The sequence below is a fragment of the Mesorhizobium sp. C120A genome (genome assembly GCF_030323105.1).
Lineage (GTDB): Bacteria > Pseudomonadota > Alphaproteobacteria > Rhizobiales > Rhizobiaceae > Mesorhizobium.
Map to the genome: position 1 here is coordinate 255,757 of NZ_CP100476.1, position 22,392 is coordinate 278,148.

Here is a 22,392-nt window from a genome sequence, read left to right on the forward strand (position 1 = left end):
GAGACAGACCATGACCGACCTCAACACGATCGCCCAGAACTACATCACCGCCTGGAACGAGGCCGATGCGGATCGCCGCGCCGAACTGCTCAAGGCCACCTTCACGGAAGACGTCAGCTACCGCGATCCGCTCATGCAGGGCGACGGCCACGCCGGCGTTGCTGGGCTGATCGACGGCGTACAGCAGCGCTTCGCCGGCTTCCGGTTCTCGCTGAAGGGTACGCCGGACGGGTTTGGCGACCGCATCCGCTTCTCGTGGAATCTTGGGCCGGAAGGCGTGCCGTCGGTTATCGAAGGCACCGATATCGGTGTTATCGAAAATGGGCGCCTGAAGAGCGTCACCGGGTTTCTGGACAAGGTGCCGGCGCAGTGATCGATTAAGGGTGGCGCGAGACACCCCCCTCTGCCCTGCCGGGCATCTCCCCCGCAAGGGGGGAGATTGGCTGGCATCCACGCCTTCGCTAATCACCCACCTTACAAGACTGGCATACCCGCCGACGCTGCCGATCTCCCCCTTGCGGGGGAGATGCCCGGCAGGGCAGAGGGGGGTGCCTCGCGCCGACTCACGCGGTCACGCCTTTGATCGCCGGATACAGCGCCCGGTAGCGCTGATAGGCATCGGCATACGCCCCGCCAAGCGCAGCATCCGGCTCGATCGTCGCATCCGTCCTCGGCGCCGTGCACACCGCCAGCGGATCAGCCCCTGTCGCCGCGATCAGACCAAGCCTCGCCGCGCCAAAGGCAGCACCGAAATCGCCGTCGGCCGGAATGTCCACGGGCACCTGCAGCGCCGTAGCGATCGCCTTCAGCCAGTAGCGCGAGCGCGAGCCGCCGCCGATTGCCGTCACCCGCGTCAAATCCGTTCCGGCGGTCTTCAAGGCTTCGAGACTGTCGCGGAATGCGAAGGCGACGCCTTCAAGCACGGCCTGCGTCAGCACCGCGCGGCCGGATTCATGCGCCAGTCCGGTGAAGGACCCACGAATGGCGGAATCATTGTGCGGCGTGCGCTCGCCCGAGAGATAGGGCAGGAACGACACCCCGCTCGGCGCTTTCAGCACATCGCCAAGTTCGGCGGTCAATTCGCCGGCCTTCTTGCCTGAAATCTCCGACAGCCAGTTCAGCGAATCGGTCGCAGACAGGATGACCCCCATCTGGTGCCAGGTGTTGGGCAGGGCATGGCAGAAGGTGTGCACCGCGCTTGCCGGATTGGGCAGGTAGGAAGCGTTGGCAGCAAACAGCACGCCAGATGTGCCCAGCGACACAAAAGCGTGGCCGGCGCCGACCGTGCCCATGCCGCAGGCTGAAGCCGCATTGTCGCCCGCGCCACCTGCCACCGGGACGCCTGATGCTATGCCCCAGTTGGCGACCAGTTCGGCGCGCAAGGCTCCGGCCTTCTCCGTGCCTTCGACCAGCGACGGCATCTGCCTTTCGTCGAGCGATGTCGCCGCAAGCAATTCGGGGGACCAGCGCCGTTTGCCGACATCTAGCCAGGAGGTGCCGGCGGAGTCCGACATTTCTGAGATATGCTCGCCGGTCAGCCAGAACCGAAGGTAATCCTTCGGCAAAAGCACTTTTGCAACCTTGGCGAAAACCGCGGGCTCGTTGTTCTTCACCCAGGCGAGTTTCGGCGCCGTGAAACCGGGGAAGACGATGTTGCCGGTGAGTTGGCGAAAGTGCGGGTGGGCATCGAGCGCGGCGGCCTCCGCGTGGCTGCGCGTGTCGTTCCACAGGATGCAGGGGCGCAGCACCTGGTCGCCGGCATCGAGCAAGGTGGCGCCATGCATATGGCCGGAAAGGCCGATGCCCTTGACCGCGGCAAGCTCTTTCGGGTGCGAGGCTTTCAGCTTGGCAATGGCGGTCTCGCAGGCGCGGATCCAGTCGGCGGGGTTTTGTTCGGACCAGCCGGGATGCGGCCGCGATACGTCAAGCGAAGCATGGCCGGAGCCGATGATCTTCTGCCCGGCATCGATCAACAGCGCCTTGACGCCCGACGTGCCGAGATCGAGGCCGAGATACATGCATTCCTCCCATTGCCATTAATTTTTTCGGGTCTCGAAAAAATCTGGCTCGCCAGTTTTTAAAACAAGATCCGCCGCGGGTCAATTCTCTGACAAATTGGCGGCGCGTTGCGAAAACAGCGCCGACAGCGGACTGTCCGGCCGGACCAGTGCGCGCTCGGCCGTCAACGCCCAGGCAAGCGCCGTGTCGCCGGCGCGCAACGCCGCCTCGATCAGCGTGAGATCAATCACATCGCGCTGGGCGTGGCTGCCGCCAAAGCGATGGGCAATGGCGCGGATCGGTCGGATCAGGCGCACCGCTTCGCTGTAATTGCCCTCGCCGAATGCCTTGATGCCTTCCGTCAGTGGCTGGCCGACATCCCGGGTGAAGGCGGCGTTGTCGTCGCTGCCGCGCATCGCCTCGTGCTGGGCTTCGAGCAAGATCTTGACCGGCGCTTCGAGACCGGCGCCGACGAATGCCATCATCGCATGCGCATCGTTGAAGGCGTAATTGCCGGCTCCAGCCTTCGGCGCCCAGTTGGCAGCGAGCGCTGCCCAGCGGTCGCCGACATCGACACCGCCGAGATAAAGCCGCCACAGGATCGCGGATGCATCGACCATGTTCAGCGCCAGCGTCGAACGCTCGCCATAGATCGGCCCGTCATAGAGTTTGAGCACCTCGTCGGTCTCGCCGAGATCGTAGTGGAACAGCGCCAGATGCCACCAATTATGCACCTGCAGGAAGCTCTCTTTGGTCCACGCCTCGGGATTGGCGCGCATCCAGGCGATGCCGTCCCGTTGCCGGCTCTGCATCTCCATGACATGGGCGACCGCGTGCTGCGCCCAGCCGTCTCGCGGCTCGATCTCGATCGCCTGTCGGCCAAAACTTTCGGCTCTGATATAGTCGCCCATCTCCTCGAGACCGAAGGCCTGCATACCGAGAATGGCGTGATAACCTGGCATGCCGCTCTGCCAGGACGGTAGCGCGCGGCCGATACGGTCGCGCAGCATGCGGGCATTGCCGGTGAAGAAGTCGATCTGGTGGCCGACCTGCAACGCCACCACGTCGAGCGGGTTGTCGATGGCGATATCTTCGAGCAGGCGCGCGGCGTCATGCCAGCGTCCCTCGGCAAGGTGGCCAAGGGCCGCCACATGCGCCTGTTCGCGCGGCGTCGCGGCAAGCGGCAGTGCCGCAGCATGGCATGCCTGGGTGACCGCCATTGCCTCGCGTTCGGTGGCGAGGCCGAACAGATACCCCTTGAAGACATGCGCCATGACGAAACCGGGATCCGCCGATATGGCGCGGTCAACGGAGCCGACCGGGTCGCCGACGAAGCATTGCAATTCATGAACGGCCTGGCTGTAGGGTGAAAACCCGGCCTCGGTCGCGCCCGAAAACATTAGGCCGAATGGATCTCTTACTGCCATATCGGCCCTGATGCTCCGCAGTTCCTAATTGCCCGAGCGCATCGCCACCGTGGCGATCCCGGCGCCGACCAGCAGCGTGCCGCCGGTGCGGTTGAAGATGCGGATCGCCTTGGGGTTGCGTACGACGTTGCGGGCGCGCGCCGCAATCAGCGCGTAGCCGAAGGCATTGGCGAAGGCGAGCGCCAGGAAGGTCGCTTCGAAGATCAGCATCTGTGCCCAGAAATCGGCTTCCCGGTTGAGGAACTGCGGCAGGAAGGCGACGAAGAAGGTGATGCTCTTCGGGTTGAGTGCGGTGACCAGCCAGGCGTGCGCCATCATCTTGGCGGCCGAGACGGCATCTGTGCGTGGTTCGGCTTTGAGCGCGCCGCTGGCGCGAAATAGTTTTACCCCGAGATAGATCAGATAGCAGGCGCCGATCAGCTTCAGAATGGTGAACACGGTCGCCGACGCGGCCAGCAGCGCGCCGATGCCCAGCATCGACAGGGTCATGGCGGTGAAGTCGCCCAGCGCCACGCCGACGGACATCGGCAAGGCGGTGCGCCAGCCCTGGCCCAGCGCATAGGACACGACCAGAAGAATGGTCGGGCCGGGAATGATGAGCAGAACGGTGGAGGCGGCGGCGAAGGCGGCCCAGTTTTCGAACGACATCTTTGTCTCCTTGAGCGCAAAGAAAAGGATAAATCCTCGTGTGCGGAGGAATGTAAAGAGCCCTCTCCCAAAAATACACGGCGGACCATTTCGCCCGACCGCTGCGGCTATTGGCGGCACAAGTTTAATGCCGGTCGTTGGGCCTTCACCCTTTTTCAACCATGTTTGGCGAAACTGCCTGCTATCCGGCCGGACCGTGTTTCCCGCCGACAGCGTAGGGTTTGGGTGCATGCGTGAGTTGCCGCAGAATGTGACGCCGCCAGCAAATGGCGACGCAAACGAGACCGAACATCTCTATTCCCGCCGCTTCGTCCTGTCAGGGGCCGGCGCCATGACGCTGCTCGGCATGGCCGGCTGCAGCACTTCGACGCTCGAGCTGCCGCAATTCCAGCTGGATGACACGGTCACCGGCTCGGTGCGGCCGATCCGTCCGGCGATCAGCGTCGACAAGAACGTCACCGGCCCCGATGTCATGTACGCTTCGCTAAACGATGGCGGCTTCGAAGTGCCGGCGGTGCCCTATCAGAAGGTCAAGCCGGAGTTCCGCCGCCAGATCGTCGTCAACGAGACCGGCGAGGCGCCCGGCACGATTGTCGTCCATCTGCAGGAGCGAAAGCTCTATCTGGTGCAGGAGGGCGGCGACGCCATCCGCTACGGCGTCGGCATCGGCAAGGACGGCTTCCGCTGGTCCGGCCGCGCCAACATCCAGTACGGCAAGGAATGGCCGACCTGGACGCCGCCGCCGGAGATGATCCAGCGCAAGCCGGAACTGGTGAAATGGCAAAACGGCCAGCCCGGTGGCCTCACCAACCCGCTCGGCGCACGCGCCCTCTACATCTACCAGGACGGCAAGGACACCGGCTACCGCATACACGGTTCGCCGGAATGGGCGAGCATCGGCCTGGCGATGTCGTCGGGCTGCGTGCGCCTGATCAACCAGGATATCATCGACCTCTACAGCCGCGTTTCCAAGAAGAACCCGGTCGTCGTCGTCTGATCCTGTGCGGCGGTTTGGCGCCGCTGGAAACTCCCGTTGCGCGATGCGGCAAGCTAGGCCAAGGTGCCTTGAAAACCACAGCGCCGGGAGAAATCGAGCATGGCTGGAACGTTTGTCATCGCACAGGGCGGCGGCCCGACCGCCGTCATCAACCAGACGGTTGTCGGGGCCACGCTGGAAGTCCGCAAGCGCCATCCCGGCGCCAAGGTGCTGGGCTCGCTCCACGGCGTGCGCGGCATTCGTGACGGCAACTATGTCGACCTCTCCGCCATCTCTGAGGACCGGCTGCGGCTGATCGCCGGCACGCCGAGTGCCGCGCTCGGCTCGACACGCGACAAGCCCGACGCTGCCTATTGCGAAGTCATCCTCAAGGGCCTGAAGAAGGCCGGCGCGGACGCCTTCATCTATATCGGCGGCAACGACACGTCGGGCACGCAGCAGATCCTGACCGACGCAGCCGGCGGCAGCATCGCTTTCGTCCATGCGCCAAAAACCATCGACAACGACCTCGAGGAAAACGACCACACGCCGGGCTTCATCTCGGCGGCCGAATTCGTCGCCGGCGCCTTCCTGTCCGTCGATCTTGATTTCCGCGCATTGCCCGGCATCTATGTCGGCATCGTCATGGGCCGGCATGCCGGCTTCCTCACCGCGGCGGCTGCAGCCTGGCAGCTCGATCCCGACAGCGGCCCGCATCTGGTCTACGTGCCGGAACGGCCATTCTCCGCCGCCGGTTTCATCGACGACGTGCGCGCCACGCTCGACCGCCACAAGCGTTGCATCGTCGCCGTCTCCGAAGGAGTCAGCACCGCCGACGGCAAGGCGCTGGTCGAAAGCCTGGTGGCGCCGGACAAGCTCGAGCGCGACGCGCATGGCAACGTCAAACTGTCGGGCAGCGACCTGCCGTCAGCTCTGGAACGTGCGCTCGCCGAAGGCCTGCCGGGCAAGCGCGCCCGCGTCGATGCGCTTGGCTACATGCCGCGCGGCTATGTCGGCGCGATCAGCGCCGTCGACGCGCAGGAGGCTTTCGGCGCCGGCGCCTTCGCGGTTGCCGTTGCCGGCGAAGGCGGTGGCTCGGTGGCGCTGCAATATGACGGCTCCAAAACCGTGCTGAAGAAGGTGCCGCTGAAGAACGTCGCCGGCAAGACGCGCCATATGCCCGACGATTTCATGAAGCCCGATGTCAACCAGCTGTCGGAAGCGGGCATGGCTTACCTGAAGCGGCTGGTGCCGGAAAAATACAAGGTGGGAAAGCCCTTCGTCTGATGGGCGGCCGTTTTGACGGCGCCCGTTTTGATGGCGAGCGCGTTGTCGGCGACTGGTTCGGCAAGACGATCATCGACGACCGCACGACGATGCTGACCGAGCCTTTCGTGCATGATTTCGTGCGCGCCAACATCTGGCATTTCAGGGGACGCGACGCCGACCTGCTGGTCGACACCGGCATGGGCATCTGCCCGCTGGCGCCTGAGATCGACACGCCCGAGGGCAAGCCGCTCATTGTTGTCGCCACCCACATCCATCTCGACCATGTCGGCTCGCTGCACGAGTTTCCGCTGCGCGCCGGGCCGCGGCACAGTGCCGAGCATTTCGAGACCATGAACGATCGGGTGACCTACGCCTACATGTTCAACAATCTCGACGGCGCCGTTTCGAAATTGCCGGCGCCGGGCTGGACGGCGGCCGACTACAAGATTCCGCCGGCGCCGCTGACGCGCACGCTGGACGAGGGCGACATCGTCGACCTCGGCGACCGGCAGTTCCGCGTCCTGCATCTGCCCGGACATTCGCCGGATTCGATCGCTTTGTTCGACGAGGCAGACGGCCTGTTCTTTGCCGGCGACGCCATCTACGATTCCACGCTGATCGACGACCTGCCGGATTCCTCCCGGCCTGATTATCGCCGTACCATGCAGCGGCTCCTTGACCTGCCTGTTCGCCTCGGCCATGGCGGCCATGGGCCGAGCTTCGACGGCAACCGGATGCGCGAGATCGCCACAGCCTATCTCAGGCGCACCGGAGGCCTCTGACGACATTGGGATTGGAACCAGCGTGGCGCCGTGGTCGAGCGCGTCAATCCGGACAAGGCAGCTGCCAATGCCGGCCTGCAGCCGGGCGACGTCATCGTCGCCGTCGACCGGTCGCCCGTGCGGGATGCGCGGCAAGCCAACCAGGCGATCGCCGAGGCCGGCAGATCGGGCCGGAAGTCGGTGCTGCTTTTGGTCGACCGGGGCGACGCGCAAATCTTCGTCGCCGTACCCTTCGCCGCCGGTTGAGTCATGATGCGGCGGGCTCGCTGAACGATCGGCAGGCCTGCCGCACGGCCCCGCCAAAATTCCTGTTGCCCGCCGTGACATCTTCGAGAACATTACGGCAGGCCGGCAATGGCCTGCTAAAAACGGACAGTCCGATGGTCACTCGCGGTTTTTCCTCCGGTCGAAAGCCTCCGACGGAGACCGATGCGCGCATTCCGCCCGGTCAGTATCTCGAACAGGGCTTTCCGGTGCTGTCGGCGGGGCCGACGCCGCGCGTGCGCACCGAGGACTGGTCGTTCACGCTCAAGCACGGGCCGCGCCCGATCAAGAAATGGAACTGGGCCGAGTTCAACGCGCTGCCCTTGACCAAGATGACGCGCGACATCCATTGCGTTACCGCCTGGACCAAGTTCGATACCGCCTGGCAAGGCGTGCTGGTCGACGACATCCTTGCCGATGCAGGCATCGAAGCGCCGACCGGCTTCCTGCTGGCGCATGGCTATGACGGCTACACCACCAACGTGCCGGCCAAGGATCTCACCGCGGGGAAGGCGATGGTGGCGCTGCTTTATGAAGGCAAGCCAATCACTGCCGACCATGGCGGCCCGGCGCGGCTCCTGGTGCCGCATCTCTATTTCTGGAAATCGGCTAAATGGCTGAACGGGCTGCAGTTCACCGAGCGCGACGAGCCGGGCTTCTGGGAATTGCGCGGCTATCACATCTATGGCGACCCGTGGCGCGAGCAGCGCTATAGCGGCGATCCATGAGCGAAGCGCCGCAATCTCCCTGGCAGACGGCGAAAATCACCCGGATCGAAAAGCGGACGCCACGCGTCACCAGTTTCTTTTTCGCGCTGTCACGGCCATTCGCCTATCGCGCCGGACAGCATGTCGACGTCAGGCTGACGGCGCCTGACGGCTACCAGGCGCGCCGCTCCTATTCCATCGCCTCGGCGCCGGAGAGCGGCGCCACGATCGAGCTGGCGATCGAGAAGCTCGACGACGGTGAAGTCTCGCCCTTCTTCCACGACATCGCCGCGGTCGGTGACGAGATCGAACTGCGCGGGCCGCTCGGCGGCCATTTCGTCTGGTCCGATGGGGATGGCGGGCCGCTGCTTCTGGTCGGCGGCGGCTCCGGCGTGGTGCCGCTGATGGCGATGGTGCGGCATCGAACCTTGCGCAAATCGGCGGTGCCGGTGGCGCTGATGTTTTCGGTGCGGGTCTGGGACGAGGTGATCTTCCGCGACGAGCTGATCGGTCTCGGTGACCGCCGCGACGGGTTCGAGCTGGTGCTGACGCTGACGCGCGAGGCCGTACGGCGCCCGTCCGACTATTCGAGGCGCATCGACACGGCAATGGTCATGCAGGCGCTCACGCGGCTGCCGCGGCCGCCGGCGCTCGCCTTCGTCTGCGGGTCGAACGCCTTCGTCTCGGCGGCTGCCCAGGCGCTGATCGACGCCAGCATATCAGCGGAAATCATCCGCACCGAGCGCTATGGCGTCTGAGAGGGCCACAGTGGTTCACCGTTTCATTGAAACAGCCACCCGCTCTCAGGTGGGTGAAAACCTTGCCGACAGCAATTGGAACGGCAGCGCGCCATAGGCGGCGACTTCGGCCTCATTGTCCCAGTTGCGGAACTGGCGCGATGGCCGTGCCTCGATCACCAGAGGCCGGCCGGTGTCGTCCACCGTTAGCTTGCCGCGAAAGCGCAGCACACGTCCGCCGCCGGCGCGGCTGATCACCATGGAACGCAGGCGGGCGACATGGCCGCCGCCGGCATTGATTTCCATCTCAATGCGGCGCCGGATTGGTGGAACGACGATCCTGACGGTGACGTCCAGCACCATCGCTCCAGTCCTGTCCGGACGCGGCAGGGTCTGGGAAAGTGCAAACGGCGCCGACGTCGCTCTTGCCTTGCGCAATGTCGGCCTGCCGCGCCAGACGGCGGGCGTCGGCTGCTGCAGGCGGCCCTTTTTGCGTTTGAGGCGCAATTGCTTGGCAAAGCCGCGCGACAGCCAAACGAGGCCGCCGAAATCGGTGCGCGGCTTCGCCTGCAGCACCGAAGACCAGCGCGACAGGCCGGCGCGGTCGGCCAACTCAATCGTCTTTGCAAGTTCGACCTCCGGCACCGCAATGCCGATCTCCAGGCAGAGATAGGAGAGCGCCACCGCCGTGGCGACGGCGAGGCCCCGCTTGGCAACGATATCGGCGAACACGCCCCAGTCGACTGCGCCACTCTCGATGGCGACCGCACAGTCGACCAGCCAGTCGCTGTGGGTGTGGGCATCGAGGCCGCCATGTGCGATGGCGAGCGCCATGCGGTCGGCCGGAGAGGGAACAAGCACGCGGACGCCATTGAAATCGGCTGACAGCGCCCGCTGCCAGACCGCCAGATCGTCTTCGGTGCTCTGCTGCGATCCGTCATAGGCCGACTGGTGCAGGTCGATGTCGCCGAAACTGCCCTTGAAGAAATTCATCGACCGCAGGGACGCCAGCCTTGTGCGCAGATATTGCGGGCTGACGCCGGTGGCGATTTGCCAGCCACCCTCGGTCAACACGTCGAAGGCGGCGATCATGTCCTGCGGACGCACCAATATGTCGATGTCGTGCGCCACCCGGCCCCGCTGCGCCGACGCGTTGACGGCGATGCGGCTGGCGCCTTTGATTAGCATCACCGCGCAGCCGGCGTCGATCATGGCCTGTAGCGCCGGCTCGGCCTCGCGCGCAGCCAGTCGCGATTTGGTCCACAGCATCTTTTGCAGGCCGACAAGACGTGGATAGGCCGGATGCCCAGCGAGCTTGCGGCCGAACCTGTCGGAGATCGCGGCCAGCAGCCGATGCTCTCGGAAGGCAACATGGTCGATGTCGTTCTCGTCGAGCCAGCGCGCCGCGTAACGCCCTGCCGCTTCTTCATCGGGCAGCAATGCGGCCTTCAGCAGCTGGTCGAGTCCGCCAGTTGGCCATGACCAGCCATAGTCCGGAAACCGACGGCCGATACGGCGCATGGCATTGGCCATCAGTCGGCGCTCGTCTTTTTCGCTGCTCGCCTTTGCATGGCCAGCCTTACGACTTCGAGATAACCGCGATCGCGCGCGGGGTCGCGTCCATAGGACATGCTGTCGGGCCGGATGCGGCGCAAGGTCAGGACATCGTCGAGCATGGCAAGCGCAAAGCCCGCCTCGCGGACACGGGCGATCCAGTCGACCATGTCGCCGCGACCGCCTTGCGGGTCGATGATCGGACCGACGGCCTCGGCTACCTCCCGGCGGATCATCATCGTCGTGCGCGACCAGCCCGCCACGGCCACGTCCTGTTGCACATCGGGCTTATCATCGCGAAACGTCCGCCAGTGGGCAAAGACTCCTGCCGTCGCGGGAAACCGCTCGAAATGCTCCAGCTGCCTTTCGATCTTGGTCGGCAGCCACAGATCGTCCGCATCGAGCGTGGCGACGAAGGGCGTCGCCAGCGCGGCGATGCCCCTGGTGGTGGCGCTGCCTGGTCCGGCATTGTCCTGGCGCAACACCTGCACCGGCATGCCCAGCGAATTGACCACCGCGACCGTATCGTCGGTCGAGCCGTCATCGACGACGATTATAGCGTCGGGCTGGACCGTCTGGGCCGCGACCGATCGCAGCGTCTCGGCGATGGTGGCGGTCGCGTTGAAGGCCGGAATGACGACGCCGTAGCTGGCCATCACAGGAAACGCCAATTCGCAAGTTCCTTGAAATCGAAGATGCCGTCGACAGGGTGCAAGGAGCGGTCGGCCTCGCGCCGTTTCATCGACTTGTAGACGGCGCGCATGAATTCGCGAAAAGGAACATCGGCCTGCCTGGTCATGTTGCCGGGATGGCGCCGGTAATAGAGCGCAACAGTGTCGGGCATCGTGAATTTCGGCCCGCTTTCGAAAGTGCGCAGCAGATAGTCGGTGTCCTCGGCCTGGTGGAAATCCTCGTCGAAGCTGCCGATGCGTTCGACCAACCGCCGGACGAAGATAGCGGGAGACAGGTGAATGCCGCGAACCGTCACCGAGTGGCTGTCGGCTGTCGGCTCCAGCGTATCGTCATCTATGTCGTCGACCAGCGTCATGCGCGAATAGGTGAGCTCGAGGGTGGGGTCTGCGTCGAAACAGGCCAGATCCGCCTTGAAGCGGCCCGGCGGGGAAATGTCGTCGGAATCGAGAAACGATACCAGCCCGGTCTGCGGCAGCAATTGCCGCAAGCCCGCGTTGCGTGCCCGCGTCACCCCGGCATTCTGCTGCTGGAAAAGGCGAATGCACGGCGCCTCCGCGATCAGCGAGCGCACGACCGCCACCGAACTGTCGGTCGAACCGTCATCGATAACGATGATGTCGAGATCGGCGGCATCGCGCTGCCTCAGCAGCGAGCGCAGCGCCGAGCCGACATGGCGTTCGCGGTTGTAAACCGGCATGATCACGCTCAGCTTCACGCACGCATTCCAGGCTGTGATCTGTTCATTCTTTCACCACTCTGCCGGGCGCTTGATCTCGAAAAGCCCCTCGACCGGGCGCCGCGACGGATCGGCCTTGCGCCGCCGCAAGGATTTCTGAATCACACGCAGATATTCGCGCACCGCCACATCCCTTTGCTTGGTCAAATTGCCGGGGTGGCGCCGGTAGTATACCGCGACGGTGTCGGGAAAAATGTGCTTTGGGCTGGTTTCGAAAATGCGCAGCAGATAGTCGGCGTCTTCGCCCTGCCGGAACTCCTCGTCGAAAGCACCTGTACGGTCGATGAGTGCCCTGCGGAGTATCCCGGCGCTAAGGCTGACGCCGCGCACGGTGGGACCTGCGCCGCCCCGTGCCGGCTGCAGGGTTTCGTCGTCCATGAGATCGACGCGCGTCATCAGCGAGTAGGTCAGCTCGAGCGCAGGGTCGGCCGCGAACAGGGGTAGGCCAGCCTTGAATCGTCCAGCCGGCGAGACGTCGTCCGAATCCAGGAACGACACCAGTTCGGTTTGCGGCAGCAACTGCCTCAGCCCTGTGTTGCGCGCGTTGGCCACGCCCTGGTTTGCCTGCTGGAACAGGCGGATGCACGACGCTTCCCGCATGATGGCGCGGACTGCTTCAACGGAGCTGTCCGTCGAGCCGTCGTCGACAACGATGATATCGAGATCGGCATCGTCGCGTTGCCTGAGCAGGGACCGCAACGTCGAAACGACATAGATCTCCCGATTGTACACCGGCACAATGATGCTCAACTTCATGCAGCGCCCCGAAGGACGAAATCCGCAATCGTGCCGGCGATCTCGCGCGGCTCGGTCCCCAGCGACAGCCGGTAGCATGGCAGATCGCGGGTAAGCTCGCTGAAAAAGCGAAAGCCCGCTTCCCGCTCGCCCGGCATCTGCACGATTCCTGACGGGGCCAAGGCGATCATGGCATCCTTGCGCGATATGGGCATGACCGAGCTTCTCGCACCTCCCCTGATATGGGGCACTATCAAAGCAATAATGTCCAGACTTGCAGGAGGTGGTCGAGGCGCGATCTCGTCGATGCGAAAGGCATGCTTGCCTTGCCAGTTCAGCGGTTGGTACGACTTTAGCCGACCCTCCAGCTTCAGCCGCTTGAAGCCCTCCGGATCCTGCTTGAGCGTGGCAAACAGCGGATAGGCCGTCACGCCCTCGGTCCGGTCGATCAGCACATAGTCGTCGCCGACGCTATCGAGCCCATTGAGCAGGCCGGCGACGACTGTTCCCGATTTTCCGGCTCCCCCGGAGCCCGCCAGCAACACGCCCTTGCCATCGATGCCCAGCGTGCCGGCATGGGTAAGCCGCATGCCGCGCGCCGCATATTCCCAATGCAGGAAGGCGCGCAGCGGCGCCGCCTGTTCCCATGGCGGAAAGGCCTCGGCCGCCATCATCAGCTGCGCCCCGACATGGCGTTGCGGATCATGGAACTGCCAGAAATCGAGGTCATGATAGTAGCTGCCGCGCAATCCGGCCTCTTCCAGCCGGTTGGCAAAGGCATGATGGTTGTAATCGCCTCGGCCCCAGGTGGCCGGGGCGAGGACGCCATCGATGCCCGGGTGGGCGACGAAAATGCGGCAGCCGTCAGATGCAGACGGATTTTCCGGGGCCGGTATGAAGGCATGGCTCATGGCTTCCGCCAGCGTGCCATGGTCGAGGTGGACACTCAGCTCCAGTCCCGGCAACCGCACGCTGGCGGTAACGGGATAGAATGCGGCGGCGCTTTCCGCGGCCGCCAGCACATGGCGGGCATAATCCGGCAGGGTTTGCAGCGTGATCAAAGGCATGTGTTGGTTGTTCAGCGTCCAGAATTGCGCCGGGTCGCCTGATGCATGTCGCTCGGGGTGGCCCCGGTTTTGAGACGACGACATGCATAAAATAAAAGATCTAAACCGCGTCGCCTGAGTCCGTTCAAACGCGACGCGCTTTAGGGAAACGATTATGCCTGTTTCACCGCCGGCCAGCCGAGAGGTTCCTCGACCTCATGGATCGGGTCGACAATGATGAGATCGGCAAGGTCGTCATGGACATCGACCTTGAGCGGCTCATTGCTGGCAGCAAGCGCAGCCGACAGCTCGCCCGAAAGCGGTTGTGCCGGTGTTTCGGCTGGCGCAAGCAACCCGAAATCGAGCAGTCGGGCAACGAAGCTTTCGAGGTCGGCCAGGCTTGTTTTTGCGGCGCCCGCGGCAGCTCCGACCAGCGCTTCAGTGGCGACGCCGGACGACAAAGCCTGCCAGACCCGGCTGCCGGAATCGGAAAAGCCGAAATACTTGCCGTTCGAAAGATCGAGAACGACGGCTTCGCCATCGAATGATTCGAAAACGATGTCCTTGCTTGCGACCGCGTAGACCCGCTGTTGCATCGCTGTGTCCCCCGTTCCATGCGCCCATGAAGGGATGCGCCAGTTTCACGGTCTGCCAGCCCTTCCTAAGTGCGTCTAAATCACTCGGCCTATGCTTGGCAAGACAAAGACCCGCGAACACAACGCCTGCGTCGGTGACCGTTGCGGCGAAGTCGACCGGCTCAAGCCTCGATTTCGAGCGCCGACAATGGTTTCGAGCAGCAGGCAAGGATAAAACCGTCATCGATCTCGTGGTCGAGGATGCCGCCATTGTGGCTCATCTCGACTTCGCCGGAGACCTTCTTCACCTTGCAGGTGCCGCACAGGCCGAACTCGCAGGCGGCGGGAATCCGCACGCCCGAGCTGCGCGCTGTCTGCAGCACGGTCTGGCCGGCGACGCAGCCGGCATCGACCTCCGAAAGCGAGAAGCGGATCGGCGTCACGGCTTCGACAGGTGCAGCGATGCCGTCCTCGACCGGGGAGGCAAACGGCGCCGGAATTTCCTCCATCACAGGCGCGGCAAAGCTCTCCTGATGGTATTTCGTCATGTCGAAGCCGGCGGCATCCAGCATGCCGCGCACGGCGCGCATGAACGGATCGGGGCCGCAGCAGAAGATTTCGCGCTCGCGGAAATCCGGAGCCAGCAAGGGCAGCCGGATCGCGTCGATGCGCCCCATATGACCGTACCAGCCCTCGCGGCTGGAACGTTCCTCGATCATGAAGCCGAGCGACAGGCCGGGCATATGGCCGCCGAGCAGTTCGAGTTCCTTGCGGAAGATGATCTCTTCGGCACGCCGCGCGCAGTTGACGAAACCGACATCGGTCCATGGCGCGCAGTCGTTCAGCCAGCGCAGCATCGACATCATCGGCGTCACGCCGGAGCCGGCGGAAATGAACAGGTATTTGGCCGCCGGGTGGCTGTGCAACGAGAAGTCGCCGGCCGGTCCGTAGGCCTTGACATGCGAACCGGGCACCAGATGGTCGAACATCCAGCGCGTGCCGATGCTGCCGGCCTGCGCCTTGACCGTCACCGCGATCGAAAACGGCCGCGATGGCGACGACGACAGCGTATAGGTGCGCATCAGCGGCCCTTCCGGTGTCGGCAGTTCCAGCGTCAGGAACTGGCCCGGCTTGTAGCGGAACCAGGTCTGGTTGTCGGAGCGGAAGGTGAAGGTCTTGACGTCAGGCGCCTCGTCGCTGACGCCGATCACTTCCAGCACCTGCAGCCTATCGTTCCAGGGCGCCATCTGGTCGAGATGGCGATAGAGCCCAAGATCCGTCATCGCATTCATCCTCCGGTCCTTCTTCGCCTGCTCCAGCTCACGCGACGCTGCGCAGCGCCGGCCTGCCACCTTCGGCAAGGCGCGGGCCGATGAAGGCCGCGTACCATTCGACGAACTGGATCACGCCGCCCTCGTGCAGCTCCGAATAGGGGCCGGGCTCATAGGCCGGAGACAGGATGCCGAAGGCGTTTTCCTCGACGATGCGGCGGTCCTGGTCGTTGGTCTCGGTCCAGACATGGGTGAGCTCCTCAAGGTTGTAGTCGACCCCCTCGACCGCATCCTTGTGCACCAGCCACTTGGTCGTCACCGCGGTTTGCGTGGCGCTGATCGGCAGCACCCGGAAGGTGACCGCATGGTCGATCAGTATGTGGTTCCAAGTCGTCGGATAGTGGTAGTGCATCAAGGTGCCGATGCGGTCGGCGGCAACAGTGTCGGACAGGTTCTTCGTCACCGCGCGCTTTCCCGACATCGTGTAGCTGACGGCATCGCGCAGCAGCGGCGCGCGGGTGGCGCGGTATTGCCCGGCCGGATCGGTGCGGAACTTGCTCGGCAGGCCCGCCGCCTCGCATTTCGCCCAGTGCGCCAGCATCTCCGGATCGCTGTCGGCGCCCTGCACGCCGGTCACCGTCGGCGCTTCGGGGAATGTCTTGCACAGCTCCGGATGATTGCCGGCGCAGTGATAGCATTCGCGGTTGTTTTCCCAGACCAGCTTCCAGTTGCCCTTCTCGATGATGGTGCTCTCGAAGGCGACCTTGGCTTCATTCAGCCGGTGCGGCTTGAGGTAGGGCTCTATCATGGCGCGCATCGGCGCAAAGTCGGCAGGTTCTTTCGCCAGGCAGATGAAGATGTAGCCGCCGACGCTCTCGCAGGCGACGGGCTTCAGGCCGAACTGGCTCTTGTCTAAACCGTCGGCCATCTGGCGGGCAAACAGCAGCCGGCCGTCAAGCTCGTAGGTCCACTGGTGATAGGGGCAGACAAGCTTTGCCGCCATGCCCTTCTCAGTGTTGCAGACACGGCTGCCGCGATGGCGGCAGGAATTGTGAAAGGCGTTGATGTTGCCCTTCTGGTCGCGGACCAGCACCACCGGATAATCGCCGATCTGCACGGTGATATAGCTGCCGGGCTTCGGCAGTTCGCAATCATGGCCGATGAACAGCCAGTCGCGATACCAGATAAGCTCCATGTCGAGCTTGAAATAGTCCGGGTCGGTGTAGAAGGGCTGTTCCAGCGAAAAGCCTTGCTTGCGGCCGTTCAGGAGCCTCAGCATGTCGTTGCGCGTATCCATAGTTCTGTCCTCGTGGTTTAAGGACTGAACTTGGTGGTGATGGAGGAAGGATCGGACGCAGGCCGGCGCGGCGCCGGACATGCACTATCCACCTCTTGACCGCCCACCGCGATCAGTCGAGTCTATGCATCTCGGGCTGGTTTCCGGGCTCTGGAGTTGTCCTTGCGGACCATCGCGACACCTTCCCAGGCTCTTGCCCAGTGGTCTCCCGTTGCGACTTCAACTCCACCACCGTTGCGGGGGCAGCGCCGGATTCTGACCGGCTTCCCAATTCTCCGCTGCGTCGTCACGAAGCGGCACCTGAGATGCGATCATCTAATCACGGCAGCGATCGCGACGTCGGCATGAAAGCGACATCGTATCCATGCGGCGCGACACGCGCGGCATACGCTCCCCGCCGCCGGTCAAAGAGCTGAGACGTTTCTTGCGACGCCATCATCGCCGTTTCGAATCGCTGCGGATCCAGTTCGATCGGGGGCAAAAAGGGCTCAACGGTATCGAAAAGTTACTATTAGCAATCTCTAATCGAACCGAACGGTTCGTTTCTGTTGACAATGCGTGCAGGACGGTGTGAACGACGGCCCGGAAACCGACATCGGAGCGAACCACTCGGTTCGACATAAGAAACTGAAAACAATACAATAAACAGCCATGAAGGAACTTCCTGGTACAATTTCAAGGTGCAGGAGCGTGGTCCACACGGAACAACTTCGTGATTGGAAACCAGCCTATGGCTTTCCCACATCGGGGCTGTCCGAACGACGCGAATTCCTCCCAAGACACGCCGCTAGACGGACAGACAAACTGGAGTACTAAAAATGAAAAAGATCATCCTCACTGCCGCAGCCGTTTTGGCGATCACCGGCAGCGCCTTCGCCGGTAGCGACAATTACGGTTCCAATGGTGCGAACCAGCCAGCCGTCTCGGTCGACAGCTCGTATACGGCTTCCATTCAGAAGCCGGCGCACGCTGACAAGCAGCCTGTCGTTCAGGGCGCCGACCGCGACCTCTACGGCAATCGCTGATCCCGACCAAAGAAGGGCGGCTAACCCGTCGCTCTCGGGATCCCAAAAAATTCAGGAGTATTTGAAATGAAAAAGATCATCCTTGCTGCCGCCGCCGTTTTGGCCATCTCCGGCAGCGCTTTCGCCGGCAGCGACAACTACGGTTCGAACGGCGCCAACCAGCCTGCGATTACGTCGACCGATAGTGGCCATACGGCTTCGGTTGAGAAGTCGGCTCCAGCCGAGCAGGCGCCTGCCCACGGTGCCGACCGTAACCTTTTCGGCCGCTAAAAGTCGGTTTCCAGCACGTGGCGGGCTTATCCGCTGCAGCTGGCGGCATCAGAAAAATTCAGGAGACTAAAATGAAGAAGATCGTTCTTGCCACCGCAGCCGTTCTGGCTGTTTCGAGCGCTGCCTTTGCCGGCAGCGACAATTATGGCTCCAATGGCGCCAACCAGCCGGCCGCTGCCGTCGACACCACCCGCACTTCGTCGACCGGCACCAACTCGGCGGTCTACAAGCTGCTGAACTCGTCGAACGACCAACAGAAGTTCGTTCCTCAGAGCAGCGACAGGGATCGGTTCGGCAACAACTAACAGCCGAAGCTTAAAAAAAGAGCGGCGGGCCTGGCCCGCCGCTCTTTTTTCATGCCTGTACGACGCAGCTATCTCAAGCCGCCTTCACTTCCACCGGCTTGAGCGAGAAGGAGTGCCCATCGGCGTCGAAGATGTGCAGGTCCCCGGCATCCGCGGTCAGTCGCAGCTTTGCCCCGCGCTTGACCTCGACATTGCCGGGCAGCTTGGTCACCAACGGCAGGTCAGCGCGGCCGATATCGACATAGACAAGCTGCACCTCGCCGAGTTGCTCGACATAGTCCACCACGCCCTCGAAAAGATATTCCGCGCCGGTGGCGGCCGACAGATCCTCCGGCCGCACGCCGAAGCTGACTGCCGCACCCTTTGCTGACGCCGGCGTTGCGATCGGCACCGTTGCCTTGCGGCCGCCGACATGGCTGACGATTGTCGGGTTGCCCGTCCTGTCGATTGTCGCCGGCAGGATGTTCATGGCCGGCGAGCCGATGAACTGGGCAACGAACAGATTGCCGGGCTTCTTGTAGAGGTCCATCGGCGTGCCGACCTGCTCGATATGGCCATCCTTCAGCACGACGATGCGGTCGGCGAGCGTCATCGCTTCGACCTGATCGTGGGTGACGTAGATCATGGTCGTGGCAGGCATCGATTCCTTGAGCTTGGCGATCTCGATGCGGGTCGCGACGCGCAGCGCCGCGTCGAGATTCGACAGCGGCTCGTCGAACAGGAACACTTTCGGATTGCGCACGATGGCGCGACCGATGGCGACACGCTGGCGCTGGCCGCCCGACATCGCCTTGGGCAGGCGGTCGAGATATTTGGTCAGCTGCAGGATTTCGGCGGCCTGCCGCACCCGCTTGTCGATCTCGGCCTTGCTTTCCTTGCCGATCTTCATCGAGAAGGCCATGTTGTCGTAGACGGTCATGTGCGGATAGAGCGCATAGGACTGGAACACCATGGCAATGCCGCGCTTGGAAGGCGGCACGTCGTTCACCACCTCGCCGGCGATCTTCAGCTCGCCGGAGGTGATCTCCTCAAGCCCGGCGATGGACCGCAGCAAGGTCGACTTGCCGCAACCCGACGGGCCGACGAAGACGATGAACTCGCCCGACTTTATGTCGAGGTCGATGCCGTGGAGAATGTGCAGATTGCCGTATGATTTCTTCACCTGTCTCAGCGTGACATCGGCCATAATTTCCTCCCAGTGATTTCCCTAGAGAACCTGGATTTCCTCAAAAAATCCAGTTTCGTCAAAAACTCAGTCGATGCGCCCGAACCAGGCGCCGTAGCCGCCGAGGCGGATGGAACCTGTGCCGGATTGTCCCGAAAAACCGTGCCCGGCCAATGGCAGCAGCGCCTGACCACCGAGATCGACCTCGGCCGGCTTGCTGGCCAGATTGAAGACGCAGACGATCTGCTCATTGCCCTCACGGCGGGTGAAGGCGACGGTCTCGCCCTCGCTTTCGATGAACTCGATGTCGCCTTTGGCCAGGGCCGGATGCTGGCGGCGGAAACCGAGAAAGCGCCGGTAGTGCCCGAGCAGCGAGGCCGCGTCGCCCTGCTGAACATTGACCGCTTGCGACAAGTGCTTGCCCGGCACCGGCAGCCAGGGCTTGGCCGTCGAAAAGCCGGCATTGCTGGCGGTTGCATCCCACACCATCGGCGTGCGGCAGCCGTCGCGGCCCTTGAATTCGGGCCAGAAGCGAATGCCGTAGGGGTCCTGCAGATCCTCGAACTGCAACTCGGCTTCGCCCAGCCCAAGCTCCTCTCCCTGATAGAGGCAGACCGAACCGCGCAGCGACATCAGCAGCGCCGAGATAACCTTCAGATAGGCGGCCGGGTCGGCCTCGTCGGCGGCCCAGCGCGAGGCCGGACGCATCACGTCGTGGTTGGAAAAGGCCCAGCACGACCAGCCGTCGCTGGCGACCTTGCCGAAGGCTTCCAGCACCTGGCGCACCTTGGCGGCGCTGATCTTTTCCGGCGCCAGGAAATCGAAGGAATAGCACATGTGGACGCGTTTGCCGCCGGCGGTGTAGGCGGCGACCACTTCCAGCCCACGCTGCGAATCGCCGACTTCGCCGACCGCGGCGGCCGCCGGATATTCGTCGAGCAGCGCCCGGAACCGTTCGAGGAAGGCAAGGTTTTCCGGCCGGCTCTTGTCGTAGATATGGTCCTGGTAGTTGTAGGGATTGACCGCAGGTGCTGTCTGGTCGTTGCGCTCTTCGGGCGGCAGCGGCGGATTGTTCTCCAGCCCCTGGCTGTGGAAGTAGAAATTGATGGTGTCGAGGCGGAAGCCGTCGACGCCGCGCTCCAGCCAGAAGCGGGTGACGTCGAGCAGCGCGTCCTGGACTTCCAGATTGTGGAAGTTGAGGTCCGGCTGCTCGGACAGGAAATTATGCAGATAATATTGCTGGCGGCTGGTGTCCCACTGCCAGGCCGAGCCGCCGAAGATCGACAGCCAGTTGTTGGGCGGCGTGCCGTCCGGCCTGGCGTCGGCCCAGACATACCAGTTGGCCTTGGGATTGCTACGGCTGGCGCGGCTCTCCTTGAACCATGGATGGTTGTCGGCGGTGTGCGACAGCACCTCGTCGATCATCACCTTGAGGCCGAGGTGATGGGCTTCCGCAACCAGCGCGTCGAAATCGGCGAGCGTCCCGAACATCGGGTCGACGTCGCAATAGTCCGAGACGTCGTAGCCGAAATCCTTCATCGGCGACTTGAAGAAGGGCGAAATCCAGATGGCGTCGACGCCGAGCGAGGCGATGTAGGGCAGCCTGCGGATGATGCCCTTGAGGTCGCCGATGCCGTCGCCATTGGAGTCCTGATAGGAGCGCGGATAGATCTGGTAGATCACCGCGCCCCGCCACCAGTCGCGATCGACGGCGAGATCGGGCTTCGAGGTCGCCTTCAAAGCGGCTTGCATAAGTCTCAACCTCCTTTGACCGAGCCGGCCAGCAGCCCGCGGACGAAATAGCGCTGCAGCGAGAAGAACACGATCAGCGGCACGATAATGGTGACGAAGGCCGATGTCGTCAGGATTTCCCAGTCGCCGCCGCGCGAGCCGAGCAACGCGTTGAGCTTCGCGGTCAGCACGATCTGGTCCCCTTCGGTACCGAGGAAAACCATTGCCACCAACAAATCGTTCCACACCCACAGGAACTGGAAGATTGCAAAGGACGCCAGCACCGGGAAGGACAGCGGCAGCACGATCTTGACGAAGATTTCGAAATCGCTGGCGCCATCTATGCGCGCCGATTCCATGATCTCGCGCGGCAGGCCGGCAATATAGCTGCGCAGGAGATAGATGGCGAAGGGCAGGCCGAAGCCGGTATGCGCCAGCCAGATGCCGAGATAGGTTTTCGACGGCACACCGAAGAAGATGCCGACGCCGTTGTAGATCTTCAAAAGCGGGATCAAGGACATCTGCAGCGGCACGACCAGCAGGCCGATGATTGTGGCGATCAGCAAGGCGCGGCCGGGAAAACGCATCCACGCCAATGCATAGGCGGCGAAGGCGGCGATCAGGATCGGGATGACCGTCGCCGGGATGGTGACGGTCAGCGAGTTTATGAACGAGCGGCCGATGCCCTCCGAAAACAGCACGGTCTTGTAATTGTCGGTGGTGAATTTCGGTGGCGCCGACGAGGCGTAATAGACGCGCTGGCCACGGTCGCCTTCGAAAGCCTTGGGCGAACTCATGACGAACGTTCCGTCGGCATTGAGCTGCAAGGTCACGCCGTCGCCGAGATCGGCAGTGGTGCCGGCCGGATATTGCGTCGGTGCCGCCGACTTGACGCCGAAGGCGCTGATGTTGCGCGCAGCACCGTCGCCGAAGATATTGCCGGCAAGCACGAACTTGCCGTCCTTCTCGACCTGCGCCGAGGCCGGCGGCAGGCGGCCGGCTTCAGTCTGGCTGGAGCTGGAGAACGAGTTCCACCAGCCCGAGGCGATGATCTGGTCCTTGTCGCGCAGCGACGAGACCAGGATGCCGAGCGTCGGCACGGTCCAGACGGCGACGAAGACAAGCACGGCGATGTGGACGCCGAAGCGGCTGGCAAAGGACTTTCCGGTCGCGACGGCCAT

General features: G+C 63.4%; 23 protein-coding genes, 1 pseudogene and 1 riboswitch. Of the genes and pseudogenes, 10 read left to right on the top strand and 14 right to left on the bottom strand.

Going from position 1 to position 22,392, the window contains the following annotated elements; translation table 11 throughout:
* Positions 1-10: 10 nt before the first annotated feature.
* A complete protein-coding gene (locus NL532_RS01200; RefSeq protein ID WP_023689938.1) occupies positions 11-373 on the top strand; it encodes a nuclear transport factor 2 family protein in 363 nt (120 codons plus the stop codon).
* Between the two features lie 190 nt (positions 374-563).
* Here NL532_RS01200 and xylB read toward each other — a convergent pair whose 3' ends face one another.
* The 3 genes from xylB to NL532_RS01215 form a co-directional block, all read right to left on the bottom strand.
* Positions 564-2,018: a xylulokinase gene (gene xylB / locus NL532_RS01205; protein WP_023828615.1), complete on the bottom strand. Its 1,455-nt coding sequence runs from the start codon at positions 2,016-2,018 to the stop codon at positions 564-566.
* An 81-nt stretch (positions 2,019-2,099) separates the two neighbouring features.
* Complete coding sequence (locus NL532_RS01210; RefSeq protein ID WP_023702516.1) at positions 2,100-3,425, bottom strand: tetratricopeptide repeat protein; 1,326 nt, start codon at positions 3,423-3,425, stop codon at positions 2,100-2,102.
* Between the two features lie 24 nt (positions 3,426-3,449).
* A complete protein-coding gene (locus NL532_RS01215) occupies positions 3,450-4,073 on the bottom strand; it encodes a LysE family translocator (RefSeq protein ID WP_023702517.1) in 624 nt (207 codons plus the stop codon).
* 229 nt (positions 4,074-4,302) lie between these two features.
* On the opposite strand from NL532_RS01215, the gene NL532_RS01220 reads away from it, so the two are divergent.
* The 6 genes and pseudogenes from NL532_RS01220 to NL532_RS01245 all read left to right on the top strand — a co-directional run bounded on the left by NL532_RS01220 (position 4,303) and on the right by NL532_RS01245 (position 8,829).
* Positions 4,303-5,070: a L,D-transpeptidase gene (locus NL532_RS01220; RefSeq protein ID WP_023828616.1), complete on the top strand. Its 768-nt coding sequence runs from the start codon at positions 4,303-4,305 to the stop codon at positions 5,068-5,070.
* A gap of 99 nt (positions 5,071-5,169) precedes the next feature.
* Complete coding sequence (locus tag NL532_RS01225) at positions 5,170-6,336, top strand: diphosphate--fructose-6-phosphate 1-phosphotransferase (protein WP_023828617.1); 1,167 nt, start codon at positions 5,170-5,172, stop codon at positions 6,334-6,336.
* On the top strand, positions 6,336-7,100 hold the full coding sequence (locus NL532_RS01230; RefSeq protein ID WP_031202836.1) for an MBL fold metallo-hydrolase: 765 nt from the start codon (positions 6,336-6,338) through the stop codon (positions 7,098-7,100). Before NL532_RS01225 ends, NL532_RS01230 begins: the two co-directional genes overlap by 1 nt.
* Before the next feature lie 15 nt (positions 7,101-7,115).
* Positions 7,116-7,346: pseudogene (locus NL532_RS01235) on the top strand (PDZ domain-containing protein); the annotation flags it as partial.
* A gap of 134 nt (positions 7,347-7,480) precedes the next feature.
* On the top strand, positions 7,481-8,092 hold the full coding sequence (locus NL532_RS01240) for a sulfite oxidase-like oxidoreductase (RefSeq protein ID WP_023684287.1): 612 nt from the start codon (positions 7,481-7,483) through the stop codon (positions 8,090-8,092).
* Positions 8,089-8,829, top strand: a complete 741-nt coding sequence (locus NL532_RS01245) for an FAD-binding oxidoreductase (protein ID WP_023828619.1) — start codon at positions 8,089-8,091, stop codon at positions 8,827-8,829. Before NL532_RS01240 ends, NL532_RS01245 begins: the two co-directional genes overlap by 4 nt.
* A 45-nt stretch (positions 8,830-8,874) precedes the next feature.
* Here NL532_RS01245 and NL532_RS01250 read toward each other — a convergent pair whose 3' ends face one another.
* From NL532_RS01250 to NL532_RS01285, 8 genes are all read right to left on the bottom strand, one after another.
* A complete protein-coding gene (locus NL532_RS01250) occupies positions 8,875-10,341 on the bottom strand; it encodes a nucleotidyltransferase family protein (protein ID WP_023828620.1) in 1,467 nt (488 codons plus the stop codon).
* Entirely contained in the window at positions 10,341-11,033 is a 693-nt protein-coding gene (locus tag NL532_RS01255; RefSeq protein ID WP_245264019.1) for a glycosyltransferase family 2 protein, read from the bottom strand. The genes NL532_RS01250 and NL532_RS01255 overlap by 1 nt, the downstream gene beginning before the upstream one ends.
* The gene (locus NL532_RS01260) at positions 11,018-11,770 is read right to left on the bottom strand and encodes a glycosyltransferase family 2 protein (protein WP_023684291.1); all 753 of its coding nucleotides are present in this window, start codon (positions 11,768-11,770) and stop codon (positions 11,018-11,020) included. Before NL532_RS01260 ends, NL532_RS01255 begins: the two co-directional genes overlap by 16 nt.
* 33 nt (positions 11,771-11,803) lie before the next feature.
* Positions 11,804-12,547, bottom strand: coding sequence for a glycosyltransferase family 2 protein (locus NL532_RS01265; RefSeq protein ID WP_023668880.1), 744 nt, complete (start codon positions 12,545-12,547; stop codon positions 11,804-11,806).
* Entirely contained in the window at positions 12,544-13,593 is a 1,050-nt protein-coding gene (locus NL532_RS01270; protein ID WP_023806205.1) for a hypothetical protein, read from the bottom strand. Before NL532_RS01270 ends, NL532_RS01265 begins: the two co-directional genes overlap by 4 nt.
* A 152-nt stretch (positions 13,594-13,745) precedes the next feature.
* Positions 13,746-14,168: a PqqD family protein gene (locus tag NL532_RS01275; RefSeq protein WP_023684294.1), complete on the bottom strand. Its 423-nt coding sequence runs from the start codon at positions 14,166-14,168 to the stop codon at positions 13,746-13,748.
* A 161-nt stretch (positions 14,169-14,329) separates the two neighbouring features.
* On the bottom strand, positions 14,330-15,430 hold the full coding sequence (locus tag NL532_RS01280; protein ID WP_023828621.1) for an FAD-binding oxidoreductase: 1,101 nt from the start codon (positions 15,428-15,430) through the stop codon (positions 14,330-14,332).
* A 37-nt stretch (positions 15,431-15,467) separates the two neighbouring features.
* Positions 15,468-16,715 (bottom strand): aromatic ring-hydroxylating oxygenase subunit alpha, encoded by a 1,248-nt coding sequence (locus NL532_RS01285; protein WP_023828622.1) that lies wholly within the window; start codon positions 16,713-16,715, stop codon positions 15,468-15,470.
* Positions 16,716-16,832: 117 nt separating this feature from the next.
* Positions 16,833-17,034, bottom strand: a riboswitch (cobalamin riboswitch).
* Positions 17,035-17,533: 499 nt separating this feature from the next.
* On the opposite strand from NL532_RS01285, the gene NL532_RS01290 reads away from it, so the two are divergent.
* The 3 genes from NL532_RS01290 to NL532_RS01300 all read left to right on the top strand — a co-directional run bounded on the left by NL532_RS01290 (position 17,534) and on the right by NL532_RS01300 (position 18,315).
* Complete coding sequence (locus NL532_RS01290) at positions 17,534-17,740, top strand: DUF680 domain-containing protein (RefSeq protein WP_023668885.1); 207 nt, start codon at positions 17,534-17,536, stop codon at positions 17,738-17,740.
* A 66-nt stretch (positions 17,741-17,806) separates the two neighbouring features.
* On the top strand, positions 17,807-18,010 hold the full coding sequence (locus NL532_RS01295; protein ID WP_023668886.1) for a DUF680 domain-containing protein: 204 nt from the start codon (positions 17,807-17,809) through the stop codon (positions 18,008-18,010).
* Between the two features lie 71 nt (positions 18,011-18,081).
* Positions 18,082-18,315 carry a DUF680 domain-containing protein gene (locus NL532_RS01300; RefSeq protein ID WP_023715518.1) on the top strand — a complete coding sequence of 78 codons (234 nt, stop codon included), beginning with the start codon at positions 18,082-18,084 and terminating at the stop codon, positions 18,313-18,315.
* Between the two features lie 73 nt (positions 18,316-18,388).
* On the opposite strand, the gene NL532_RS01305 is transcribed toward NL532_RS01300, so the two are convergent.
* From NL532_RS01305 to NL532_RS01315, 3 genes are all read right to left on the bottom strand, one after another.
* The gene (locus NL532_RS01305; protein ID WP_023668888.1) at positions 18,389-19,501 is read right to left on the bottom strand and encodes an ABC transporter ATP-binding protein; all 1,113 of its coding nucleotides are present in this window, start codon (positions 19,499-19,501) and stop codon (positions 18,389-18,391) included.
* 66 nt (positions 19,502-19,567) lie between these two features.
* Entirely contained in the window at positions 19,568-21,232 is a 1,665-nt protein-coding gene (gene bglA, locus NL532_RS01310; protein WP_031202838.1) for a beta-galactosidase BglA, read from the bottom strand.
* A gap of 5 nt (positions 21,233-21,237) precedes the next feature.
* A complete protein-coding gene (locus NL532_RS01315) occupies positions 21,238-22,392 on the bottom strand; it encodes a carbohydrate ABC transporter permease (RefSeq protein WP_023668890.1) in 1,155 nt (384 codons plus the stop codon).